Genomic DNA, 24,864 nt, shown 5'->3' with positions numbered 1-24,864 from the left:
TACGGGGCTTTCACCCGCTATGGCCGCCCATTTCAGAGCGTTACACGACTAAAACTCTAGGTTTTAGCCGAGGCTGATCTGCACTTCCACGCCAGCCGCAAGATCAAGCTTCATCAGCGCATCGACAGTCTTGTCGGTCGGCTGGACGATATCCAGCACACGCTTATGAGTACGGATCTCGTACTGGTCGCGCGCATCCTTGTTGACATGCGGTGAAACCAGAACAGTGAACCGCTCTTTGCGGGTCGGCAGTGGAATCGGACCACGCACCTGAGCACCAGTACGTTTCGCGGTTTCCACGATTTCCTGGGTTGATTGATCGATCAGGCGATGGTCAAAAGCCTTCAACCGAATACGGATTTGTTGGTTTTGCATTTTGACCTCAGACTCCAATTAGCCATCCCTACCAAACGCAATACGCCCGGTAAAAGGAGGCGCAATTGTACGGATGCGTCCAGAGGGTGTCAATAAATGATCAACAATAGAAAAAGGGCCCCGAGGGGCCCTTTCCGACATCGAAAAAATTATTCGACGATCTTGGCAACCACGCCGGCGCCAACGGTACGACCACCTTCGCGAATCGCGAAGCGCAGGCCGTCTTCCATGGCGATCGGCTTGATCAGGGTGACAACCATTTTCACGTTGTCGCCCGGCATTACCATCTCGACGCCTTCCGGCAGTTCGCACGAACCAGTCACGTCAGTGGTACGGAAGTAGAACTGCGGACGGTAGCCCTTGAAGAACGGGGTATGACGACCACCTTCTTCTTTGGACAGAACGTACACCTCAGCTTCGAACTTGGTGTGCGGCTTGATGGTGCCCGGCTTGGCCAGAACCTGACCACGCTCGACGTCATCACGCTTGGTGCCACGCAGCAGCACGCCACAGTTCTCGCCTGCACGACCTTCGTCGAGAAGCTTGCGGAACATCTCGACACCGGTACAGGTGGTCTTGGTGGTAGCGCGCAGACCAACGATCTCGATTTCTTCCTGGACCTTGACGATGCCGCGCTCAACACGACCAGTCACAACGGTACCGCGACCGGAGATCGAGAACACGTCTTCGATCGGCATCAGGAACGGCTTGTCGATGGCACGAACCGGCTCAGGAATATAGGTATCCAGAGTTTCGACCAGCTTCTTGACCGCAGTGGTGCCCAGCTCGTTGTCGTCTTCGCCGTTCAGCGCCATCAGCGCGGAGCCGATGATGATCGGCGTATCGTCACCCGGGAAGTCATAGGTGGACAGCAGATCGCGAACTTCCATTTCGACCAGCTCGAGCAGCTCGGCGTCGTCGACCATGTCAGCCTTGTTCAGGAACACGACGATGTACGGAACACCAACCTGACGGGACAGCAGGATGTGCTCGCGAGTCTGCGGCATGGGGCCGTCAGCAGCCGAACAAACCAGGATCGCGCCGTCCATCTGGGCAGCACCAGTGATCATGTTCTTGACGTAGTCGGCGTGGCCGGGGCAGTCAACGTGCGCGTAGTGACGAACGTTCGAGTCGTACTCTACGTGAGCGGTGTTGATGGTGATACCGCGAGCCTTCTCTTCCGGAGCGCTGTCGATCTTGTCGAAATCGACACGAGCGGAACCGAAAACTTCGGAGCACACACGAGTCAGAGCAGCAGTCAGAGTCGTCTTGCCATGGTCAACGTGACCAATGGTGCCGACGTTGACGTGCGGTTTGTTACGTTCGAATTTTTCCTTAGCCACGACAGTAAACCTCTTACTTAAAGGGCGGAATCAACCTTGTTTTTTAACGATAGCTTCGACGATGTTCGCCGGAGCCTCTGAGTACTTCGAGAATTCCATGGAGTAGCTGGCGCGACCCTGGGACATGGAACGAACATCGGTCGCATAACCGAACATTTCGCCCAGCGGAACTTCGGCACGGATTACTTTACCGGAAACCGAATCTTCCATCCCCTGAATCAGACCACGACGACGGTTCAAGTCACCCATCACGTCGCCCATGTAATCTTCAGGCGTCACTACCTCGACCTTCATGATCGGCTCAAGCACTACAGCGCCACCCTTCTGGGACAGCTGCTTGGTCGCCATGGAGGCAGCCACCTTGAACGCCATCTCGTTGGAGTCGACGTCGTGGTAGGAACCATCGAAAACGGTCGCCTTCAGGCCGATCAGCGGATAGCCGGCGACAACGCCGTTCTTCATCTGCTCTTCGATACCCTTCTGGATCGCCGGAATGTATTCCTTCGGAATGACACCACCGACCACTTCGTTGACGAACTGCAGACCTTCCTGACCCTCATCGGCAGGCGCAAAACGCACCCAGCAATGACCGAACTGGCCGCGACCGCCCGACTGACGAACGAATTTGCCTTCGATCTCGCAAGACTTGGTGATCTTCTCGCGATAGGAAACCTGAGGTTTACCGATGTTGGCGTCGACGTTGAACTCGCGACGCATGCGATCGACCAGGATATCCAGGTGCAGCTCACCCATCCCGGAGATGATGGTCTGACCGGTTTCTTCGTCAGTCTTGACGCGGAAAGACGGATCTTCCTGAGCCAGCTTGCCCAGCGCGATGCCCATCTTCTCCTGGTCGGCCTTGGTTTTCGGCTCTACAGCTACCGAAATAACCGGCTCGGGGAAGTCCATGCGCTCAAGAATGATCGGCTTCTCGATCGAGCAGAGCGTGTCGCCCGTGGTGACATCCTTCATGCCGATCAGCGCAGCGATATCGCCCGCACGGCACTCTTTGATCTCCTCACGCTGGTTGGCGTGCATCTGCACCATCCGGCCTACGCGCTCTTTCTTGCCCTTGACCGAGTTCATCACCGAGTCACCGGAAGCCAGCACACCCGAGTACACCCGGGCGAACGTCAGGGTACCGACGAACGGATCGGTTGCGATCTTGAAAGCCAGCGCCGAGAAGGGCTCGGAGTCGTCAGCATGACGCTCGTCGGTCTCTTCCTCGTTATCAGGATTGACGCCCTGAATAGCCGGAATCTCGGTCGGAGCAGGCAGGAAGTCGATGACAGCATCGAGAACCAGCGGCACACCTTTGTTCTTGAACGACGAGCCACAAACCGCCGGAACGATTTCACAAGCGATGGTGCGCTGACGCAGACCTTCTTTGATCTCTTCGTTGGACAGCTCGCCGCCTTCGAGATACTTGTTCATCAGCTCTTCGTTAGCTTCGGCAGCAGCCTCGACCATGTTCGAGCGATATTCCTCAGCCATGCTGAGCAGCTCGGCAGGGATCTCCTCCTCACGATAGGAGGTACCCTTGTCTTCTTCGTTCCAGTAGATAGCCTTCATCTTGATCAGATCGATCTGACCTTCGAAGTTATCCTCTGCACCGATCGCCAGCTGCACCGGCACCGGCGTATGACCGAGACGCTGCTTGATCTGACCGACTACGCGCAGGAAGTTAGCGCCAGCACGGTCCATCTTGTTGACGTACACGATGCGCGGAACGCCGTACTTGTTGGCCTGACGCCAGACGGTCTCGGACTGCGGCTCAACGCCGGAGGTACCGCAGAACACCACGACAGCACCGTCCAGCACGCGCAGCGAGCGCTCAACTTCGATAGTGAAGTCAACGTGACCGGGGGTATCGATGACGTTTACGCGGTACTTGTCGAACTGACCACGCGAACCCTGCCAAAAGGTAGTCACAGCAGCGGAGGTAATGGTGATACCGCGCTCCTGCTCCTGCACCATCCAGTCAGTGGTCGCAGCACCGTCGTGCACTTCGCCCATCTTGTGGCTGAGGCCTGTGTAGAACAGAATCCGCTCCGTAGTGGTGGTCTTACCTGCGTCCACGTGGGCGCAGATACCAATATTACGGTAGCGGTTAATCGGAGTATTACGAGCCATAAAGCCCTCGCGAGTTGTTGACGCTGAAATTAGAAGCGGTAGTGCGAGAAGGCCTTGTTGGCTTCAGCCATGCGATGCACATCTTCACGCTTCTTGACAGCAGCGCCTTTACCTTCAAATGCATCCACCAGCTCGCCTGCAAGACGCAGAGCCATGGATTTCTCGCCACGCTTGCGCGCGGCGTCCACCAGCCAGCGCATCGCCAAGGCGTTACGGCGGGACGGACGAACTTCGACCGGAACCTGGTAAGTCGCACCACCTACGCGGCGGGACTTCACTTCGACCAGCGGAGCGATGGCGTCGAGTGCTTTTTCGAAGATTTCCAGGGGATCGCTGTTCTTGCGCTCTTTAACCTTGTCCAGCGCGCCATAAACGATACGCTCGGCAACGGCCTTCTTGCCGCTTTCCATCACGTGGTTCATGAACTTGGCCAGGATCAGACTTCCGTATTTCGGATCGTCAAGGATCTCGCGCTTGGCTGCTACACGACGTCTTGGCATTGATAAGCCCTCAAACGGTCTTCAGGTTAGCTCGGGACTATAACGACGAGGTTACGCCCGACCTTACTCTTATCGACTCAGATAAATAAAAATACGATTACTTCGGACGCTTGGCGCCGTACTTGGAACGACCCTGCTTACGATCCTTGACGCCGGAGGTATCCAGCGAACCGCGCACGGTGTGATAGCGAACACCCGGAAGGTCTTTTACACGACCGCCGCGGATCAGCACGACGCTGTGCTCTTGCAGGTTGTGGCCTTCACCGCCGATATAGGAGGCGACTTCAAAGCCGTTGGTCAGGCGAACACGGCACACTTTACGCAGTGCGGAGTTCGGTTTCTTTGGCGTGGTGGTGTACACGCGAGTGCACACGCCACGGCGTTGCGGGCAGTTCTGCAGCGCAGGGACGTCGCTCTTCTCGACGACGCGCTTGCGCGGCTGGCGTACCAGCTGGTTGATCGTTGCCATCTACTAGCTCCACTGTTGTCTTTCGACACAAACGAAAAATGGCAGGGCGCACGGCCCCGCCAAATTAGGGGTACAAGAGTCTAAAGAGCTTCTCGCACACCGTCAAGGTTCACCCCGGATCGCTCCGAGGTGTCCCCATTAGTTGCCGCTGGAATTCAGCGCTTCGGTCAGCGCTGCTTCGACTTCGTCGGCACTCACACGGACAGGCTTCTCGGCATCCCGCTTGCGCTTGCGCTCGCTGTGGTACTGCAAGCCAGTACCGGCCGGAATCAGGCGACCCACCACGACGTTCTCTTTCAGGCCACGCAGGTAGTCGCGCTTGCCAGTAACGGCGGCCTCGGTGAGGACGCGAGTGGTCTCCTGGAACGATGCCGCTGAGATGAACGACTCGGTCGACAGCGACGCCTTGGTGATACCCAGCAGGACGCGCACGTACTTGGAGCTGAACTTGTCGTCTCCGGAGAGCCGCTCGTTCTCTTCCAGCACCTGCGTGAGCTCCATCTGGTCGCCCTTGATGAAGCTGGAGTCGCCCGACTCTGCAACCTCGACCTTGCGCAGCATCTGCCGCAGGATGGTCTCGATGTGCTTGTCGTTGATCTTCACGCCCTGGAGGCGGTACACGTCCTGGATCTCGTTGACGATGTACTTGGCCAGCGCGCTGACGCCCAGCAGACGCAGGATATCGTGCGGGTTGCTTGGACCGTCGGAGATAACCTCGCCCTTGTTTACCTGCTCGCCTTCGAAGACGTTCAGGTGACGCCACTTCGGAATCAGCTCTTCGTACGGATCGGTTCCGTCGGTGGGCGTGATTACCAGGCGACGCTTGCCCTTGGTTTCCTTGCCGAAGGAAATCGTACCGCTGATCTCCGCCAGGATGGACGGTTCCTTCGGACGACGCGCTTCGAACAGGTCGGCCACGCGTGGCAGACCACCGGTGATGTCGCGGGTCTTGGAAGTTTCCTGCGGGATACGTGCGATGACGTCGCCCACATTGATTTCCGCACCGTCCGCCACACCAACCAGAGCGTTGGCCGGCAGGAAGTACTGCGCCGGAACGTCGGTGCCTGGCAGCAGCAGCTCCTTGCCATTGGCATCGACCATCTTGATCGCCGGACGGATGTCCTTGCCGGACGCCGGGCGATCCTTCGGATCCATCACTTCGATGTTGGTCAGACCGGTGAGTTCGTCGGTCTGACGCTTGATCGTGATGTTCTCTTCCATGCCAGCGAAGGTCACGACACCTTTCATCTCGGTTACGATCGGGTGCGTGTGCGGATCCCACTTGGCCACTACAGTACCGGCGTCGACCTTGTCACCTTCCTTGATAGAGATGACCGCACCGTACGGCAGCTTGTAGCGCTCGCGCTCACGACCGTAGTCGTCAGCGACCGCCAGCTCACCGGAACGCGATACCGCGATCAGCGCACCGTCAGCCCGCTCGACGTACTTGAGGTTATGCAGGCGGATGGTACCGCCGTTCTTCACCATCACGTTGTCGACAGCCGAAGTCCGGCTGGCCGCACCACCGATGTGGAACGTACGCATGGTCAGCTGAGTACCCGGCTCACCAATCGACTGTGCGGCGATAACACCGACTGCCTCACCGATGTTGACCAGGTGACCACGCGCGAGATCGCGGCCGTAGCACTTAGCACAAATGCCGTAGCGGGTTTCGCAGCTGATTGGCGAACGCACGATCACTTCGTCGATGCTGTTCAGCTCGATGAAGTCGACCCACTGCTCGTCGATCAGAGTGCCAGCCGGGACCAGCACATCGTCGGAGCCGGGCTTGAGTACGTCGCGCGCAATCACACGACCAAGTACACGCTCACCCAGCGGCTCGACCACGTCGCCGCCTTCGATGTGCGGCGTCATGTGCAGACCCTGCTCGGTGCCGCAATCGATTTCGGTCACCACCAGGTCCTGCGCCACGTCGACCAGACGACGGGTCAGGTAACCGGAGTTCGCGGTTTTCAGTGCGGTATCCGCCAGACCCTTACGAGCACCGTGGGTGGAGATGAAGTACTGCAGTACGTTCAGACCTTCACGGAAGTTCGCGGTGATCGGCGTCTCGATGATCGAGCCGTCCGGCTTGGCCATCAGGCCACGCATACCGGCCAACTGACGAATCTGGGCAGCGGAACCCCGCGCCCCGGAGTCGGCCATCATGTACATCGAGTTGAACGAGTCCTGCTCGGCTTCGTTGCCGTCGCGGTCGATGACCTTCTCTTTCGAGAGGTTGGCCATCATCGCCTTGGAGACTTCGTCGTTGGCCTTCGACCAGAGGTCGATAACCTTGTTGTACTTCTCGCCCTGAGTCACCAGGCCGGAGGCGTACTGCGACTCGATCTCCTTCACTTCCTCGGTCGCGGCGTCGATGATGCGCGCCTTCTCGTCCGGGATAACGAAGTCGTTCACGCCGATGGATACGCCGGAAATCGTCGAATAGGCGAAACCGGTGTACATCAGCTGGTCGGCGAAGATGACGGTGTCCTTCAGACCAACGGTGCGGTAGCACAGGTTGATCAGTTTGGAGATCGCCTTCTTCTTCATCGGCTGGTTGACCACGTCGAACGGCAGGCCGGCGGGAACCACCTGGAACAGCAGCGCGCGGCCGACAGTGGTGTCGACGATGCGGGTGTTCTTGGTGATAGAGCCGTCACGATCCTTTATGGTCTCGTTGATGCGAACCTTGACGCGGGCGTGCAGCGACGCTTCGCCGGCGCGGAATACGCGGTCGACTTCCTGCAGGTCGGCAAACACACGACCCTCGCCCTTGGCATTGATGGCTTCGCGGGTCATGTAGTACAGACCCAGAACCACGTCCTGCGACGGCACGATGATCGGCTCACCGTTGGCCGGCGACAGGATGTTGTTGGTCGACATCATCAGCGCGCGCGCTTCGAGCTGGGCTTCCAGCGTCAGCGGCACGTGAACGGCCATCTGGTCACCGTCGAAGTCGGCGTTGTATGCGGCGCAGACCAGCGGGTGCAGCTGGATCGCCTTGCCTTCGATCAGGACCGGCTCGAATGCCTGGATACCCAGACGGTGCAGCGTCGGCGCACGGTTGAGCAGCACGGGATGTTCGCGGATCACTTCGGCCAGGACGTCCCAGACTTCCGGCAGCTCGCGCTCGACCATCTTCTTGGCGGCCTTGATGGTGGTCGCCATGCCACGCATTTCCAGCTTGCCGAAAATGAACGGCTTGAATAGCTCGAGGGCCATCTTCTTCGGCAGGCCGCACTGATGCAGGCGCAGGGTCGGGCCGACGGTGATCACCGAACGACCGGAGTAGTCCACGCGCTTGCCGAGCAGGTTCTGACGGAAACGACCCTGCTTGCCCTTGATCATGTCGGCCAGGGACTTGAGCGGGCGCTTGTTCGAACCAGTGATGGCGCGGCCACGACGACCATTGTCCAGCAGCGCGTCCACGGCTTCCTGCAACATACGCTTTTCGTTGCGCACGATGATGTCCGGCGCCGACAGATCGAGCAGGCGCTTGAGACGGTTGTTACGGTTGATCACCCGGCGATACAGATCGTTGAGATCCGAGGTCGCGAAGCGGCCGCCATCCAGCGGAACCAGCGGACGCAGGTCCGGCGGCAGCACCGGCAGAACGGTCAGCACCATCCACTCCGGCAGGTTGCCCGAACCGTGGAAGGCTTCCATCAGCTTCAAGCGCTTGGACAGCTTCTTGATCTTGGTTTCCGAGTTGGTCTGCGGAATCTCTTCGCGCAGGCGACCGATCTCGTGCTCCAGATCGATTTCGTGCAGCAGCTCACGCACCGCCTCGGCACCCATGCGGGCGTCGAAGTCGTCACCGAACTCTTCCAGTGCTTCGAAGTACTGCTCGTCATTGAGCAGCTGCCCCTTCTCGAGCGTGGTCATGCCCGGATCGATCACCACGTAGCTCTCGAAATAGAGCACGCGCTCGATATCGCGCAGGGTCATGTCCAGCAGCAGGCCGATACGGCTCGGCAGCGACTTCAGGAACCAGATGTGGGCGACCGGCGAAGCCAGCTCGATGTGCGCCATGCGCTCACGGCGGACCTTGGCCAGGGCGACTTCCACGCCGCACTTCTCACAGATCACGCCACGGTGCTTGAGGCGCTTGTACTTGCCGCACAGGCACTCGTAGTCCTTGACCGGACCAAAGATCTTGGCGCAGAACAGGCCGTCACGCTCGGGCTTGAACGTACGGTAGTTGATGGTCTCTGGCTTCTTGACCTCGCCAAAGGACCAGGAACGGATCATCTCGGGCGAAGCCAATGCAATCTTGATGGCATCGAACTCTTCGATTTGACCCTGGTTTTTCAACAGATTCAGCAAGTCTTTCAAGGCCTTTCCTCCTCACGGACCTGCGATGACCGGCTGATGCCGATCACCGCATAGCGGTGCGTGGTTATTCGGTTTCCAGATCGATGTCGATACCGAGCGAGCGGATCTCTTTGATCAACACGTTGAAGGATTCCGGCATGCCGGGCTCCATACGGTGATCGCCGTCCACGATGTTCTTGTACATCTTGGTCCGCCCGTTCACGTCGTCCGACTTGACCGTGAGCATTTCCTGCAGGGTATAGGCGGCGCCATAGGCTTCCAGCGCCCAGACCTCCATCTCCCCGAAACGCTGGCCACCGAACTGCGCCTTACCGCCCAACGGCTGCTGGGTAACCAGGCTGTAGGAACCGGTGGAACGCGCGTGCATCTTGTCGTCGACCAGGTGGTTCAGCTTGAGCATGTACATGTAGCCGACGGTGGTGGTGCGCTCGAACTTGTTACCGGTGCGGCCATCGTACAGCTGCATCTGGCCACTCTCTGGCAGATCGGCCAGCTTCAGCATGGCCTTGATCTCGCGTTCCTTGGCGCCGTCGAACACCGGCGTCGCCATCGGCACGCCGCCACGCAGGTTCTTCGCCAGATCCAGCACTTCTTGGTCGCTGAACTCGTCCAGGTTTTCCTGGCGGCCACCGATCTCGTTGTAGATCTCGGTCAGGAACTTACGCAGTTCGGCGACCTTGCGCTGCTCGTCCAGCATGCGGTTGATCTTCTCGCCCAGCCCCTTGGCCGCGAGGCCCAGGTGGGTTTCGAGAATCTGGCCGACGTTCATACGCGAAGGTACGCCCAGCGGGTTCAGGACGATATCGACCGGCGTGCCGTTGGCATCGTGCGGCATGTCTTCGACCGGCATGATGACCGAGACAACACCCTTGTTACCGTGACGACCGGCCATCTTGTCACCAGGCTGAATACGACGCTTGATGGCGAGATAGACCTTGACGATCTTCAGCACGCCAGGTGCCAGATCGTCGCCCTGCTGCAGCTTGCGCTTCTTGTCTTCGAACTTGTCGTCGAGCAACTGACGGCGATCGGAAATGTAGGCCTGAGCCTTCTCCAGCTGCTCGTTCAGCGCGTCTTCAGCCATGCGCAGCTTGAACCACTGGCCGTGCTCCAGACCGTCGAGGATCTCGTCGGTAATGACCGCCCCTTTCTTCAGACCGGCACCGCCTTCGACAGTGGCACCCACCAACGCCGAGCGCAGACGCTCGAAGGTTGCACCTTCGACGATGCGGAACTCTTCGTTAAGGTCCTTACGGATCTCGTCGAGCTGCATCTTCTCGATGGCCAGCGCACGGGAGTCACGCTCGACGCCGTCACGGATGAACACTTGGACATCGATGACCGTACCCTTGGTACCGGTAGGCACGCGCAGGGAGGTGTCCTTAACGTCGGAAGCCTTCTCACCGAAGATCGCACGCAGCAGCTTCTCTTCCGGCGTCAGCTGGGTTTCGCCTTTCGGCGTGACCTTGCCGACCAGAATGTCGCCCGCACCCACCTCAGCGCCCACATAGACGATACCCGCCTCGTCCAGCTTGTTCAGCGCAGCCTCGCCCACGTTGGGGATGTCCGCGGTGATCTCTTCTGGTCCGAGCTTGGTATCGCGAGATACGCAGGTCAGCTCCTGGATGTGAATGGTGGTGAAACGGTCTTCCTGGACAACACGCTCCGAAAGGAGAATGGAGTCTTCGAAGTTGTAGCCGTTCCACGGCATGAACGCGACGCGCATGTTCTGACCGAGCGCCAGTTCACCCATGTCGGTGGACGGGCCGTCGGCCATGATGTCGCCACGCTCGACCACATCACCCTTGCTCACCAGCGGACGCTGGTTGATGCAGGTGTTCTGGTTGGAACGGGTGTACTTGGTCAGGTTGTAGATGTCGACGCCGGCTTCACCGGTTTCGACTTCCGCATCATGCACGCGCACTACCACACGACTGGCATCGACCGAATCGATCACACCACCACGACGAGCCACGACGCAAACGCCGGAGTCGCGCGCTACGTTGCGCTCCATGCCGGTACCTACGAGCGGCTTGTCCGAACGCAAGGTCGGGACGGCCTGGCGCTGCATGTTCGAACCCATGAGAGCGCGGTTGGCGTCGTCGTGCTCGAGGAACGGAATCAACGAAGCGGCAACGGACACGACCTGCTTGGGCGATACGTCCATCAGCGTCACGTCTTCCGGCGCCTTGACCGTGAATTCGTTCTGATGACGTACGGCGACCAGCTCGTCGACCAGCTTGCGGCCGTCCAGCTTGGCACTGGCCTGAGCGATCACATGATCCGCCTCTTCGATCGCCGACAGGAATACGATCTCGTCGGTGACTTCGCCTTCCTTCACAACACGGTACGGGCTTTCCAGGAAGCCGTACTGGTTGGTACGGGCATACGCCGCCAGCGAGTTGATCAGGCCGATGTTCGGACCTTCCGGCGTCTCGATCGGGCACACGCGGCCGTAATGGGTCGGGTGTACGTCGCGCACTTCGAAGCCGGCGCGCTCACGGGTCAGACCGCCCGGGCCGAGTGCGGAGACGCGACGCTTGTGGGTGATCTCCGAGAGCGGGTTGTTCTGGTCCATGAACTGCGACAGCTGGCTGGAACCGAAGAATTCCTTCACCGCGGCAGCAACCGGCTTGGCGTTGATCAGGTCCTGCGGCATCAGGCCTTCGCTTTCGGCCATCGACAGACGTTCCTTGACCGCACGCTCCACGCGCACCAGGCCCACACGGAACTGGTTCTCGGCCATCTCGCCAACACAGCGAACGCGACGGTTACCCAGGTGATCGATATCGTCGACGACGCCTTTGCCGTTACGAATGTCGACCAGCGTCTTGAGCACCGCAACGATATCTTCACGACTGAGCACGCCTGACCCTTCGATCTCGGTACGACCGATACGACGGTTGAACTTCATCCGACCGACAGCGGACAGGTCGTAGCGCTCCGAGGCGAAGAACAGGTTGTTGAACAGCGTCTCGGCAGCGTCCTTGGTTGGCGGCTCGCCAGGACGCATCATGCGATAGATTTCCACCAGCGCTTCGAGCTGGTTGGTGGTCGAGTCGATCTTTAGCGTATCGGAGATAAACGGACCGCAGTCGATGTCATTGGTGTACAGGGTTTCGAAGCGAACAACCTGAGCCTTGACCAGCTTGGCCAGCACTTCGACAGTCAGCTCGGTGTTGCACTCAGCGATGATCTCGCCAGTCGCCGGATGCACGATGGCTTTGGCCGTGGTGCGACCCAGGACATAGTCCATCGGCATTTCAAGCGCCTTGATGCCGGACTTGTCGAGCTGGTTGATGTGGCGCGCCGTGATCCGGCGACCTTGCTCGACGATGACCTTGCCGGTTTCGTCCTTGATATCGAAGGACGCGATCTCGCCGCGCAGACGCTGCGGGACCAGTTCCAGGCTCAGGGTCTCACCCTTCACATGGAAAACGTTGGTGTCGTAGAACGCATCGAGGATTTCTTCGGTGCTGTAGTTCAGCGCGCGCAGAAGCACCGAAGCCGGCAGCTTGCGGCGACGGTCGATACGCACGAACACGGCATCCTTGGGGTCGAATTCGAAATCGAGCCAGGAGCCGCGGTAAGGAATGATACGAGCGGAGTACAGCAACTTGCCCGAGCTATGGGTCTTGCCGCGATCGTGATCAAAGAAGACGCCTGGCGAGCGATGCAGCTGAGACACGATAACGCGCTCGGTACCGTTGATGATGAAGGTACCGTTCTCGGTCATCAGGGGGATTTCCCCCATGTAGACTTCCTGTTCCTTGATGTCCTTGATCGCCTTGCTCGACGATTCCTTATCGAAGATGATCAGGCGGACTTTCACACGCAACGGCACCGCAAAGGTCACGCCGCGCAATACGCATTCTTTGACGTCGAAAGCCGGGTCGCCCAGACGATAGCCGACGTACTCCAGCGCTGCATTGCCGGAATAGCTGATTATCGGAAAAACGGATTTGAAGGCTGCATGCAAGCCAATATCGCGGAACTGATCCTTGGTCGCTCCCGCCTGCAGGAATTCGCGATACGAATCCAGCTGGATGGCCAAAAGATACGGCACGTCCATCACGTGCGGTAACTTGCTAAAGTCCTTGCGGATTCGTTTTTTCTCAGTGTATGAGTAAGCCATCAGCGTTCCCCAGCTTGGTCACCTGCTTGTTTGGCCTCTCCCGACGGGAGCAGCCAGAAAATCTTGCGAATCCCTTGATTCGCGCCGCCCATCGGGGCGGTTTTTTCCGTTTCATCCGCTCGATAAACATCACGCGGCTATAACGGAAAAAGGCCGGTGGCAAAAGCCACCAGCCATCAGCCTTACGCGAGTCGCTTCGGCTGTAGACGCAAGGTCGTGCTTACTTGAGCTCGACTTTGGCGCCAGCTTCTTCCAGAGACTTCTTGGCGGCCTCGGCCTCTTCCTTGGAAACGCCTTCCTTCACAACGCCAGGAGCGCCGTCTACGACAGCCTTGGCTTCTTTCAGGCCCAGACCGGTCAGCTCGCGAACAGCCTTGATCACGTTTACTTTCTTGTCGCCAGCTTCAGCCAGGACAACGGTGAACTCGGTCTGCTCTTCAGCAGCGGCAGCAGCCGGGCCAGCGGCCGCGACGGTAGCAGCGGCGGCGGTTACGCCGAACTTCTCTTCCATTGCCTTGATCAGTTCAACAACCTGCATCACGGACATTTCGGAAACGGCGTTGATGATATCTTCGTTGGTCAGAGCCATGACTCTAGTTCCTGTATATAGGTGACGGCCTGCGGCCATCTAAATCAAAAAGAAATTCGAAGTTGCCTCGCATGCCTTAGGCTGCGGCGGCTTCCTTCTGGTCGCGAACGGCCGCCAGAGTACGAGCCAGCTTGCTGGTAGCGCCTTGAATCACGCTCATCAGCTGCGAAATTGCCTCGTCATAGGTCGGCAGGGTTGCCAAAGCGTCGATCTGGTTGGCTGCAATGAACTGACCCTCGAACGCAGCAGCCTTGATCTCGAACTTGTCCTGACCCTTGGCGAACTCCTTGAAGATACGGGCAGCAGCGCCCGGATGCTCGTTGGAGAATGCGATAAGGGTCGGGCCCTTGAACACGTCGCTGAGCACATCGTACTGAGTGCCTTCAACGGCGCGGCGCAGCAGGGTGTTACGTACGACACGTACGTAGACACCCGCGTCGCGGGCCTCTTTACGGAGTCCGGTCATGGCTCCCACGGTCACGCCACGGGCATCGGCCACGACAGCGGACAGGGCAGCTTTGGCAGCCTCGTTGACTTCAGCGACGATGGCCTTCTTGTCTTCGAGTTTGATTGCCACGGGTTTTTACTCCTGGATGTTACCGGTTCGCCCAGTCAGGACCGGGCGGGTTTTGGTGTCTGATTCGGTACGAATCGGGAGCACCTCTGCGTAGGCTTGAAAAAACAGCGCTTCTTCGGTTTAAGACTTGCGTCGCCTACGGTCTTGGATAGCCCCCGCCAGGCAGGGACCCCAATCTGTCGCGCCCTGCCAAGCAGGGCGTCAAATGTCTTACGCTTCGAGCGAGGCCTGATCGATGACCAGCCCTGGGCCCATAGTGGTGCTCAGGGTGACGCGCTTGACATAAATGCCCTTGGACGTGGACGGCTTCAAACGCTTGAGATCCGACAGCAATGCCTCGACATTCTGCTTCAGCTGTCCAGCTTCGAAGCCCACCTTACCAACGGAGGTGTGGATGATACCGTTCTTGTCGGTACGGAAGCGCACCTGACCGGCCTTGGCGTTCTTGACTGCAGTCGCAACGTCCGGGGTCACAGTGCCAACCTTCGGGTTAGGCATCAGACCGCGCGGACCAAGGATCTGGCCCAACTGGCCTACGACACGCATCGCGTCCGGGGAGGCGATGACTACGTCATAGTTCAGATCGCCGCCCTTCATCTCGGCAGCCAGCTCATCCATACCAACGCGATCAGCACCAGCAGCCAGAGCAGCCTCGGCAGCCGGCCCCTGAGTGAACACAGCTACACGAACAGTTTTACCGGTGCCGTTCGGCAGAACGGTAGCGCCGCGTACCACCTGATCGGACTTGCGAGGATCCACGCCCAGGTTGATGGCGATATCGAACGACTCGGTGAACTTGACGGCCGACAGCTGGGACAGCAGCGTCGCGGCATCTTCGAACGAGTACTGCTTGCCGGCTTCGATCTTCTCGGCGAAAGCCTTTTGGCGCTTGGTCAACTTAGCCATTACACACCCTCCACGTTCAGGCCCATGCTGCGAGCGGAGCCGGCGATGGTACGCACGGCCGCCTCAAGATCAGCAGCGGTAAGATCGGCGTTCTTGGTCTTCGCGATCTCTTCCAGCTGAGCACGAGTAACGGTGCCGACTTTCTGGGTGTTCGGACGAGCAGAACCACTGGTGATACCGGCAGCCTTCTTCAGCAAAACGGCAGCAGGCGTACTCTTGGTCTCGAAGGTGAAGCTACGGTCGCTGTAAACGGTGATGATCACCGGAGTCGGCAGACCGGCCTCCTGGCCTTGAGTGCGGGCATTGAATGCCTTGCAGAATTCCATGATGTTGACACCATGCTGACCCAGTGCAGGGCCAACCGGCGGCGACGGGTTGGCCTGACCGGCCTTTACCTGAAGCTTGATATAAGCTTGAATCTTCTTAGCCATAACTACTCCGTTCCGGGTGCTAGCGCCTCGCGGCTCCCCTGTTTACTTGAATATCCCAGTGACGACAAAACCCCGCAGCCAGTAGCTGCGGGGTGAGGGATGCTTGCTTCAGTTAGACCTTCTCGACCTGACTGAACTCCAACTCTACCGGCGTCGAGCGACCAAAGATAAGGACCGCAACCTGGATCCGGCTCTTCTCGTAGTTGACTTCCTCGACTACGCCATTGAAATCTGCAAAAGGACCGTCAGCAACGCGCACAACCTCACCCGGCTCGAACAGAGTCTTAGGCTTCGGCTTGTCGCTACCATCCGCCACACGACGAAGAATCGCTTCAGCTTCTTTATCGGTAATCGGCGCCGGCTTATCAGCCGTACCACCGATAAAGCCCATCACGCGCGGCGTATCCTTGACCAGGTGCCATGCACCTTCGGCCATATCCATCTGGACAAGCACATAACCCGGGAAGAACTTGCGCTCACTCTTGCGCTTCTGCCCGTTACGCATCTCGACCACTTCTTCAGTGGGAACCAGGATTTCGCCGAAATGATCTTCCATACCGGCAAGCTTGATACGCTCGATCAGCGAGCGCATGACGTGCTTCTCGTAACCCGAGTAAGCATGAACCACATACCAGCGCTTAGCCACGGAACACCCTTAACCTACAACCATGGAAACCAGCCAACCGAGCAGGGAATCGAGCCCCCACAACAGCAGCGCCATAACCAGCACAACAGCCACGACAATCAAAGTGGTCTGAGTGGTTTCTTGACGGGTCGGCCAAACGACCTTGCGAATCTCGACGCGCGCCTCTTTCAACAACACAAAAAAGGAGCGACCTTTTGACGTCTGCAGCGCCACAAAAGCAGCAACCACAGCGAAAGCGAGTAACGCGAGGACTCTATACAGGATCGGCTCTGCGGAGTAATACTGATTACCAACCACCGCCACAACCACCAAAGCAGCCACAACAAGCCACTTCACCAGATCGAAGCGCGTGTCTTTGGCTTCTGCTTTGATATTCATCTGCTAGAACCCTGTAAAAACTGCCAAATTCGATATTGAAGTTGGCAGGCCAGGAGGGAATCGAACCCCCAACCTGCGGTTTTGGAGACCGCCGCTCTGCCAATTGAGCTACTGGCCTAACAAGAGTCAGGCCGACTATTATGCCGGCCCGAATGGATCAGATCAATCGATTATTCGATGATCTTTGCAACCACGCCAGCACCAACGGTACGACCACCTTCGCGAATCGCGAAACGCAGACCGTCCTCCATGGCGATCGGAGCAATCAGGGTGACAACCATCTTGATGTTGTCGCCCGGCATTACCATTTCAACGCCTTCCGGCAGCTCGCAGTTACCAGTCACGTCAGTAGTACGGAAGTAGAACTGCGGACGGTAGCCTTTGAAGAACGGCGTGTGACGACCACCTTCTTCCTTGCTCAGCACGTAGACTTCGCCTTCGAACTTGGTGTGCGGCTTAATGGTGCCCGGCTTGGCCAGAACCTGACCACGCTCGACATCATCACGCTTGGTGCCACGCAGCAGCACGCCAACGTTCTCACCCGCACGACCTTCGTCGAGCAGCTTGCGGAACATCTCGACACCGGTGCAGGTAGTTTTGGTCGTGGCACGAATACCAACGATCTCGATTTCTTCCTGAACCTTGACGATGCCGCGCTCTACACGACCAGTCACAACGGTACCGCGACCGGAGATCGAGAACACGTCCTCGATCGGCATCAGGAACGGCTTGTCGATGGCACGCTCGGGCTCCGGAATATAGCTATCCAGAGTCTCGACCAGCTTACGCACAGCCGATACGCCCATCTCGTTATCGTCCTGGCCGTTCAGAGCCATCAGCGCGGAACCAATGATGATTGGCGTATCGTCGCCTGGGAAGTCGTAGGTCGACAGCAGGTCACGCACCTCCATCTCAACCAGCTCCAGCAACTCAGCGTCGTCCACCATGTCAGCCTTGTTCAGGAAGACAACGATGTAAGGAACGCCAACCTGGCGAGACAGCAGGATGTGCTCGCGAGTCTGCGGCATGGGGCCGTCGGCAGCCGAGCAAACCAGGATCGCGCCGTCCATTTGGGCAGCACCGGTGATCATGTTCTTCACGTAGTCAGCGTGGCCCGGGCAGTCAACGTGAGCGTAATGACGGATCGAGGAATCGTATTCAACGTGAGAGGTGTTGATGGTGATACCACGAGCCTTCTCTTCCGGCGCGTTATCGATCTGCGAGAAATCACGCGCAGAACCGCCCCAGGTCTCAGCACAGACCTTGGTCAACGCAGCAGTCAGAGTCGTCTTGCCATGGTCGACGTGACCAATGGTGCCGACGTTCAGGTGCGGTTTGTTACGTTCGAATTTTTCTTTAGCCATCGAGACCGTCTCCCATCGTTGAATTGAGCTAGTCACGCCACCATTAAAACAAAGGCAGATATTTACATATCTGCCTTTGGGTTTGGAGCTCATGAGCGGATTTGAACCGCTGACCTCACCCTTACCAAGGGTGTGCTCTACCAACTGAGCTACATGAGCGTATCTGATCGCGCAGACACCTAGAACCTGGAGCGGGTAGCGGGAATCGAACCCGCATCATCAGCTTGGAAGGCTGAGGTTCTACCACTAAACTATACCCGCGAAACCTATGGCCTACGCTAGAATCTGGTGGAGGGGGAAGGATTCGAACCTTCGAAGTCGATGACGTCAGATTTACAGTCTGATCCCTTTGGCCGCTCGGGAACCCCTCCAAAACGAGGCGGCATTTTCATCGCCAACCCCTTGTCTGTCAAGCCTTTTCTCATCAAAACATGATGATCAGCTGAGAGACAGCGCTTGGCGAGAAAATACATCCGCCTGCCAAGCGGGCGCCATTCTATGTAGATTGTCCTGAAGTTGCAATGCTTGAACAGGGTATTTGTTGATGCTCGAGTCCAGGGAAGTCCCTCATGAACTCGGCGAGCAGTGCATCGGTCAGAAGCTGCTGGCTTGCGCCCGCTATGCGCACCCAATAGCGGCGATGAGTACGTGGCAACTCCCGGATCATCGCCGTATAGTCGACGCCCTTCAGACGAGCCACAACGCTTTCCGCCGAGTCCTTGCGCGAAAATATTCCCAGGGAGATGCCGTTCGCCAGATCTCCAACGGTAATTATATAGCTATCGATATTGCGCGACTGTAGCTCACGCAGTTGCCGCAATGACGCTTGACGCGAAACAAGCGGGGGAAGATATACCCAATAATCGATTCCCGCGGCCTCATCGATGGGCTCAACCTGGACGTCGATATCCAAGCTAAGCAAGCGCTGTTCAAGGGCGTGAGCGATCGACGCCTCATCGAAACCACCAAGAAAGAAACAACTCTTATCGACAGACTCAGCACCACCACGACGCGCCAAAGGCTTCGCCTCGCTCAACAACTTGATGTCGCCTTCTCGAGCGGGCACCGCAAGCGAAGCACCACCATGCTCAACCGGCGCAGCCTGATTGAATTGATATAGGTAAAGAAGCAGGTTCAGCAATACCAGAAGCATTAAAAGCCAGCGCATCGATACCTCTTCATGGGCAGGCTATGGCCAGGCCTCTGAAAACCAAATCCGGCACGCAGTTCACCGAGGGATAATCTGCCACGAGCGCGGCGTCTCCACCGGTGACATAAATAGCGAACTCATCTCCCAGAGGATTTTGGGCGAGGGTAATCTGGCTAGAGACATAACTGCGGGCCATCAGCAAACAGCCCCTCTCGACCGCCTCTGCGGTACTTCTACCTGGAGACAGATCATCCAACGCAAGCGCCGTCTCTGCAGAATCGTACCGTACGCGACGGGTGTGAGCGAGCAATTGACCCCGCAAAAGGGCGATTCCAGGCGCGATATAGCCGCCGAGATGCTTACCATCACGAGCGACCAGATCAACCGTAATGGCCGTACCCAAATCGATAACCAGACAGGCGCCCTTGCATAGGTTGTAAGCTGCGACAACAGCCAACCAGCGGTCTAAACCTAAACGCTGCGGGTCGCGATAACCGTTCACCACTCCGCCAACATTATGCGTCGAGCTGGCCTTCGCCACCTCCACCTTTAATAACGCAGAAAGCCCGCTTACTATCGCGGCGGTTTCATCATCACTTCTTACGCTGACCAATCGACAACGCGAGATTTCGCCAATGTTACGACCGGACAACTCTTGAGCGAGGTCATCCACGTGCGTCGCAACACCCTCCGCAACGGGCGAGCAAGGAGCCTCGCCGATTACTCGCCACTTGACGAAGCTGTTACCGCAGTCGAGCTCAAGAATCATGGTCGAGCCTCAAGCTTAGTTCTCCCCCACTAAATCGTTTCTCGCCTTGACCATCGACCTGCATACGCAGCGCACCCTGATCATCTATACCAATCATTAGACCTTTAACCTGCTGGGTTCCGGTGCTTAAGGTGCAGCGTTTACCCTGCCAAAGATTGTTTGCTTGCCACTCATCACGCAGTGAAGAAAAGCCCTCGAGAGCATGCCTCTCCAGATAATGATGCAGTGACTCGCTCACCAGGTTCGCTAGCTCGCTGCGGTTCGCCAACGCTCCCGTCTGAGCCCTCACGGACGTCCAGGGCTGACCGATCTCCTCTGCATCGGACGTCATGTTCACGTTTATTCCGATACCGATAATAACGTGACAGACATCGGCAGGATCGCCTGTCAGCTCCAACAAGATTCCAGCGATTTTTTTACCATCTGCATATATATCGTTAGGCCATTTGAGGCCCGCATTACTGACTTCCGCCCTACGCAGCGCTGCCAGAACGGCTAGACCAACCACCAGACTTAGGCCAGAAAGTCCTTGGGGCCCGCTAGAGACCTTAAGCGCCAAGGTGTAATAGAGATTCTGTGCAGGCGGGCTCGACCATGAGCGCCCCCTACGGCCGCGCCCGCTCGTCTGGCTCTCAGCAAGCACCACGAAGGGAGCCGTAATTCCGGACTGCAGCAGGCGCAAAGCCTCGGCGTTAGTGGAATCGACAGTGTCCCGGAGCCAGAAACGCCAACCGAAGCGGGCCAGTGCAACAGAGCAGTCGGCTTGACTCAGCAGCGAAAGAGGTTCTGCAAGGCGATAACCTTTCCCTGGGACTTTGAATAGCCTAACGCCACACTCGCTTTCGAGCCGCTGCAGGGACTTCCAAACTGCGCTCCGGCTAACCCCCAATGCAAAACCAAGCTCCTCGCCAGAATGAAATCGACCGTCGCCGAGCAACCGCAGCAAGTTATTCATAAGCTCCCCTAACTAGCACGCAGGCATGATAGCGGCACATCTAAATCCGAGCGATATTTATAGGCGATCAAAGACAAACCCCCGACCATCTTTTGATGATCGGGGGTTTGGTGTAGAAGCTTGACGATGACCTACTCTCACATGGGGAGACCCCACACTACCATCGGCGATGCGTCGTTTCACTTCTGAGTTCGGGATGGGATCAGGTGGTTCCAACGCTCTATGGTCGTCAAGCAATTCGGTTGGGGAGTCGGTGTTGAGTCGCTTCCCCTAATTGGGTATGTGAAGTATTGCGGTGTTGCGTATTAGGTTCGCTTTGCGAGCGATGCGTCTTTTCGGTTTGTTTGTCGACTTCAACCGTCTGACACGCAAACATCAAATTGTTTGGGTGTTATATGGTCAAGCCTCACGGGCAATTAGTATGGGTTAGCTCAACGCCTCACAGCGCTTACACACCCCACCTATCAACGTCGTAGTCTTCGACGGCCCTTCAGGGAGCTCAAGGCTCCAGTGAGATCTCATCTTGAGGCAAGTTTCCCGCTTAGATGCTTTCAGCGGTTATCTCTTCCGAACATAGCTACCCGGCAATGCCACTGGCGTGACAACCGGAACACCAGAGGTTCGTCCACTCCGGTCCTCTCGTACTAGGAGCAGCCCCTCTCAAATCTCAAACGTCCACGGCAGATAGGGACCGAACTGTCTCACGACGTTCTAAACCCAGCTCGCGTACCACTTTAAATGGCGAACAGCCATACCCTTGGGACCGGCTTCAGCCCCAGGATGTGATGAGCCGACATCGAGGTGCCAAACACCGCCGTCGATATGAACTCTTGGGCGGTATCAGCCTGTTATCCCCGGAGTACCTTTTATCCGTTGAGCGATGGCCCTTCCATACAGAACCACCGGATCACTAAGACCTACTTTCGTACCTGCTCGACGTGTCTGTCTCGCAGTCAAGCGCGCTTTTGCCTTTATACTCTACGACCGATTTCCGACCGGTCTGAGCGCACCTTCGTACTCCTCCGTTACTCTTTAGGAGGAGACCGCCCCAGTCAAACTACCCACCATACACTGTCCTCGATCCGGATAACGGACCAGAGTTAGAACCTCAAAGTTGCCAGGGTGGTATTTCAAGGATGGCTCCACGCGAACTGGCGTCCACGCTTCAAAGCCTCCCACCTATCCTACACAAGCAAATTCAAAGTCCAGTGCAAAGCTATAGTAAAGGTTCACGGGGTCTTTCCGTCTAGCCGCGGATACACTGCATCTTCACAGCGATTTCAATTTCACTGAGTCTCGGGTGGAGACAGCGCCGCCATCGTTACGCCATTCGTGCAGGTCGGAACTTACCCGACAAGGAATTTCGCTACCTTAGGACCGTTATAGTTACGGCCGCCGTTTACCGGGGCTTCGATCAAGAGCTTCGCTTGCGCTAACCCCATCAATTAACCTTCCGGCACCGGGCAGGCGTCACACCCTATACGTCCACTTTCGTGTTTGCAGAGTGCTGTGTTTTTAATAAACAGTCGCAGCGGCCTGGTATCTTCGACCGGCATGAGCTTACGGGGTAAACCCTTCACCCTCACCGGCGCACCTTCTCCCGAAGTTACGGTGCCATTTTGCCTAGTTCCTTCACCCGAGTTCTCTCAAGCGCCTTGGTATTCTCTACCCAACCACCTGTGTCGGTTTGGGGTACGGTTCCTAGTTACCTGAAGCTTAGAGGCTTTTCCTGGAAGCATGGCATCAACCACTTCTCCTTCTAAAAGAAGGATCGTCATCAGTTCTCGGCATTAAGACCCCGGATTTACCTAAGATCTCTGCCTACCACCTTAAACTTGGACAACCAACGCCAAGCTGGCCTAGCCTTCTCCGTCCCCCCATCGCAGTAACTAGAAGTACGGGAATATTAACCCGTTTCCCATCGACTACGCTCTTCAGCCTCGCCTTAGGGACCGACTCACCCTGCGTCGATTAACGTTGCGCAGGAACCCTTGGTCTTTCGGCGTGCGAGTTTTTCACTCGCATTGTCGTTACTCATGTCAGCATTCGCACTTCTGATACCTCCAGCAAGCTTCTCAACTCACCTTCACAGGCTTACAGAACGCTCCTCTACCGCTCATCTTGCGATGAACCCGTAGCTTCGGTACCTGGTTTGAGCCCCGTTACATCTTCCGCGCAGGCCGACTCGACTAGTGAGCTATTACGCTTTCTTTAAAGGATGGCTGCTTCTAAGCCAACCTCCTAGCTGTCTAAGCCTTCCCACATCGTTTCCCACTTAACCAGGATTTTGGGACCTTAGCTGACGGTCTGGGTTGTTTCCCTTTTCACGACGGACGTTAGCACCCGCCGTGTGTCTCCCGTGCTGACACTTGCTGGTATTCGGAGTTTGCATCGGTTTGGTAAGTCGGGATGACCCCCTAGCCGAAACAGTGCTCTACCCCCAGCAGTGATACACGAGGCGCTACCTAAATAGCTTTCGAGGAGAACCAGCTATCTCCGAGCTTGATTAGCCTTTCACTCCGATCCACAGGTCATCCGCTAACTTTTCAACGGTAGTCGGTTCGGTCCTCCAGTTAGTGTTACCCAACCTTCAACCTGCCCATGGATAGATCGCCCGGTTTCGGGTCTATTCCCAGCGACTAGACGCCCTATTAAGACTCGCTTTCGCTACGCCTCCCCTATTCGGTTAAGCTCGCCACTGAAAATAAGTCGCTGACCCATTATACAAAAGGTACGCAGTCACCTAACAAAGTAGGCTCCCACTGCTTGTACGCATACGGTTTCAGGTTCTATTTCACTCCCCTCTCCGGGGTTCTTTTCGCCTTTCCCTCACGGTACTGGTTCACTATCGGTCAGTCAGTAGTATTTAGCCTTGGAGGATGGTCCCCCCATATTCAGACAAAGTTTCTCGTGCTCCGTCCTACTCGATTTCACTTCTAAGATCCTTTCGCGTACAGGGCTATCACCCACTATGGCCGCACTTTCCAGAGCGTTCCGCTAAAATCAAAGAAGCTTAAGGGCTAGTCCCCGTTCGCTCGCCACTACTAAGGGAATCTCGGTTGATTTCTTTTCCTCAGGGTACTTAGATGTTTCAGTTCCCCTGGTTCGCCTCACACACCTATGTATTCAATGTGTGATAACCATCTTATGATGGCTGGGTTCCCCCATTCAGACACCTCCGGATCACAGTCTGTTTGCCGACTCCCCGAAGCTTTTCGCAGGCTACCACGTCTTTCATCGCCTCTGACTGCCAAGGCATCCACCGTATGCGCTTCTTCACTTGACCATATAACCCCAAGCAATCTGGTTACTGTCTATAACGTGAAGACGACATTCGCCGAAAATCCGCATTGTGCTCTCTCGAGCATCTCGCAAATTTTACCTTGACTCGAATAATCATCAGTGAAAATGATTACCCAAATCTACTTCTATCACATACCCAAATTTTTAAAGAACAGTTACTGGCGCAAAGACCAGAAATCAATACACTCGCTAGAGTCTATTCATTTCTGTGCTTTCAGCGATTATCGAGTTAATGGTGGAGCCAAGCGGGATCGAACCGCTGACCTCCTGCGTGCAAAGCAGGCGCTCTCCCAGCTGAGCTATGGCCCCATCTACAGATCGGCCACATCCCATGACAATTGGTGGGTCTGGGCAGATTCGAACTGCCGACCTCACCCTTATCAGGGGTGCGCTCTAACCAACTGAGCTACAGACCCAATCGTCTCTCTCGGGTCGAAACCCAATCGCTTTTCGCTAGTGAATCAAGCAATTCGTGTGGGAACTTATGAAGAAGCTGAAGTCTT

17 protein-coding genes, 6 tRNA genes and 2 rRNA genes are annotated in these 24,864 nt (G+C 57.0%); all 25 read right to left on the bottom strand.

The window, feature by feature from the left end:
- Window positions 1-63: 63 nt before the first annotated feature.
- Window positions 64-375, bottom strand: a complete 312-nt coding sequence (rpsJ, locus tag KCX70_RS03045) for a 30S ribosomal protein S10 (RefSeq protein ID WP_003186070.1) — start codon at window positions 373-375, stop codon at window positions 64-66.
- A gap of 149 nt (window positions 376-524) precedes the next feature.
- Window positions 525-1,718 (bottom strand): elongation factor Tu, encoded by a 1,194-nt coding sequence (tuf, locus tag KCX70_RS03040; RefSeq protein WP_021209380.1) that lies wholly within the window; start codon window positions 1,716-1,718, stop codon window positions 525-527.
- Between the two features lie 30 nt (window positions 1,719-1,748).
- Window positions 1,749-3,851 carry an elongation factor G gene (gene fusA / locus KCX70_RS03035; RefSeq protein ID WP_021209381.1) on the bottom strand — a complete coding sequence of 701 codons (2,103 nt, stop codon included), beginning with the start codon at window positions 3,849-3,851 and terminating at the stop codon, window positions 1,749-1,751.
- A 29-nt stretch (window positions 3,852-3,880) separates the two neighbouring features.
- Window positions 3,881-4,351: a 30S ribosomal protein S7 gene (gene rpsG, locus KCX70_RS03030; RefSeq protein ID WP_021209382.1), complete on the bottom strand. Its 471-nt coding sequence runs from the start codon at window positions 4,349-4,351 to the stop codon at window positions 3,881-3,883.
- A 97-nt stretch (window positions 4,352-4,448) separates the two neighbouring features.
- Complete coding sequence (gene rpsL, locus KCX70_RS03025; protein WP_003291416.1) at window positions 4,449-4,820, bottom strand: 30S ribosomal protein S12; 372 nt, start codon at window positions 4,818-4,820, stop codon at window positions 4,449-4,451.
- 138 nt (window positions 4,821-4,958) lie between these two features.
- Entirely contained in the window at window positions 4,959-9,158 is a 4,200-nt protein-coding gene (rpoC, locus tag KCX70_RS03020; protein WP_021209383.1) for a DNA-directed RNA polymerase subunit beta', read from the bottom strand.
- Between the two features lie 64 nt (window positions 9,159-9,222).
- Window positions 9,223-13,293, bottom strand: coding sequence for a DNA-directed RNA polymerase subunit beta (gene rpoB, locus KCX70_RS03015; RefSeq protein WP_021209384.1), 4,071 nt, complete (start codon window positions 13,291-13,293; stop codon window positions 9,223-9,225).
- Window positions 13,294-13,513: 220 nt separating this feature from the next.
- Window positions 13,514-13,882 (bottom strand): 50S ribosomal protein L7/L12, encoded by a 369-nt coding sequence (gene rplL / locus KCX70_RS03010; RefSeq protein WP_021209385.1) that lies wholly within the window; start codon window positions 13,880-13,882, stop codon window positions 13,514-13,516.
- Between the two features lie 76 nt (window positions 13,883-13,958).
- Window positions 13,959-14,459 (bottom strand): 50S ribosomal protein L10, encoded by a 501-nt coding sequence (gene rplJ, locus KCX70_RS03005; RefSeq protein WP_021209386.1) that lies wholly within the window; start codon window positions 14,457-14,459, stop codon window positions 13,959-13,961.
- A 210-nt stretch (window positions 14,460-14,669) separates the two neighbouring features.
- Window positions 14,670-15,365 carry a 50S ribosomal protein L1 gene (gene rplA, locus KCX70_RS03000; protein WP_021209387.1) on the bottom strand — a complete coding sequence of 232 codons (696 nt, stop codon included), beginning with the start codon at window positions 15,363-15,365 and terminating at the stop codon, window positions 14,670-14,672.
- A complete protein-coding gene (rplK, locus tag KCX70_RS02995; protein WP_021209388.1) occupies window positions 15,365-15,796 on the bottom strand; it encodes a 50S ribosomal protein L11 in 432 nt (143 codons plus the stop codon). The genes rplA and rplK overlap by 1 nt, the downstream gene beginning before the upstream one ends.
- 112 nt (window positions 15,797-15,908) lie before the next feature.
- The gene (gene nusG / locus KCX70_RS02990; protein WP_019342058.1) at window positions 15,909-16,442 is read right to left on the bottom strand and encodes a transcription termination/antitermination protein NusG; all 534 of its coding nucleotides are present in this window, start codon (window positions 16,440-16,442) and stop codon (window positions 15,909-15,911) included.
- Window positions 16,443-16,451: 9 nt separating this feature from the next.
- Complete coding sequence (gene secE, locus KCX70_RS02985; protein WP_021209389.1) at window positions 16,452-16,820, bottom strand: preprotein translocase subunit SecE; 369 nt, start codon at window positions 16,818-16,820, stop codon at window positions 16,452-16,454.
- Window positions 16,821-16,862: 42 nt separating this feature from the next.
- Window positions 16,863-16,938 (bottom strand) — tRNA-Trp (locus KCX70_RS02980).
- A gap of 52 nt (window positions 16,939-16,990) precedes the next feature.
- The gene (gene tuf / locus KCX70_RS02975; protein WP_025240334.1) at window positions 16,991-18,184 is read right to left on the bottom strand and encodes an elongation factor Tu; all 1,194 of its coding nucleotides are present in this window, start codon (window positions 18,182-18,184) and stop codon (window positions 16,991-16,993) included.
- A gap of 83 nt (window positions 18,185-18,267) precedes the next feature.
- A tRNA-Thr gene (locus tag KCX70_RS02970) sits at window positions 18,268-18,343 on the bottom strand.
- Window positions 18,344-18,371: 28 nt separating this feature from the next.
- A tRNA-Gly gene (locus KCX70_RS02965) sits at window positions 18,372-18,445 on the bottom strand.
- A 25-nt stretch (window positions 18,446-18,470) separates the two neighbouring features.
- Window positions 18,471-18,555: transfer RNA gene (locus KCX70_RS02960), tRNA-Tyr, on the bottom strand.
- A 125-nt stretch (window positions 18,556-18,680) separates the two neighbouring features.
- Window positions 18,681-19,352, bottom strand: a complete 672-nt coding sequence (locus tag KCX70_RS02955) for an SPOR domain-containing protein (protein ID WP_102852775.1) — start codon at window positions 19,350-19,352, stop codon at window positions 18,681-18,683.
- Between the two features lie 10 nt (window positions 19,353-19,362).
- A complete protein-coding gene (locus tag KCX70_RS02950; RefSeq protein ID WP_212619242.1) occupies window positions 19,363-20,103 on the bottom strand; it encodes a type III pantothenate kinase in 741 nt (246 codons plus the stop codon).
- Window positions 20,093-21,058 (bottom strand): bifunctional biotin--[acetyl-CoA-carboxylase] ligase/biotin operon repressor BirA, encoded by a 966-nt coding sequence (gene birA / locus KCX70_RS02945; protein WP_212619241.1) that lies wholly within the window; start codon window positions 21,056-21,058, stop codon window positions 20,093-20,095. Before birA ends, KCX70_RS02950 begins: the two co-directional genes overlap by 11 nt.
- A gap of 118 nt (window positions 21,059-21,176) precedes the next feature.
- A 5S ribosomal RNA gene (gene rrf / locus KCX70_RS02940) occupies window positions 21,177-21,292 on the bottom strand.
- Between the two features lie 161 nt (window positions 21,293-21,453).
- Window positions 21,454-24,344 (bottom strand): 23S ribosomal RNA (locus tag KCX70_RS02935).
- 250 nt (window positions 24,345-24,594) lie between these two features.
- Window positions 24,595-24,670, bottom strand: a tRNA-Ala gene (locus KCX70_RS02930).
- A 30-nt stretch (window positions 24,671-24,700) separates the two neighbouring features.
- Window positions 24,701-24,777, bottom strand: a tRNA-Ile gene (locus tag KCX70_RS02925).
- Between the last annotated feature and the right edge of the window lie 87 nt (window positions 24,778-24,864).

The organism is Stutzerimonas stutzeri, from assembly GCF_018138085.1.
Lineage (GTDB): Bacteria > Pseudomonadota > Gammaproteobacteria > Pseudomonadales > Pseudomonadaceae > Stutzerimonas > Stutzerimonas stutzeri_AI.
This window is presented reverse-complemented; position numbering and strand designations above follow the sequence as displayed.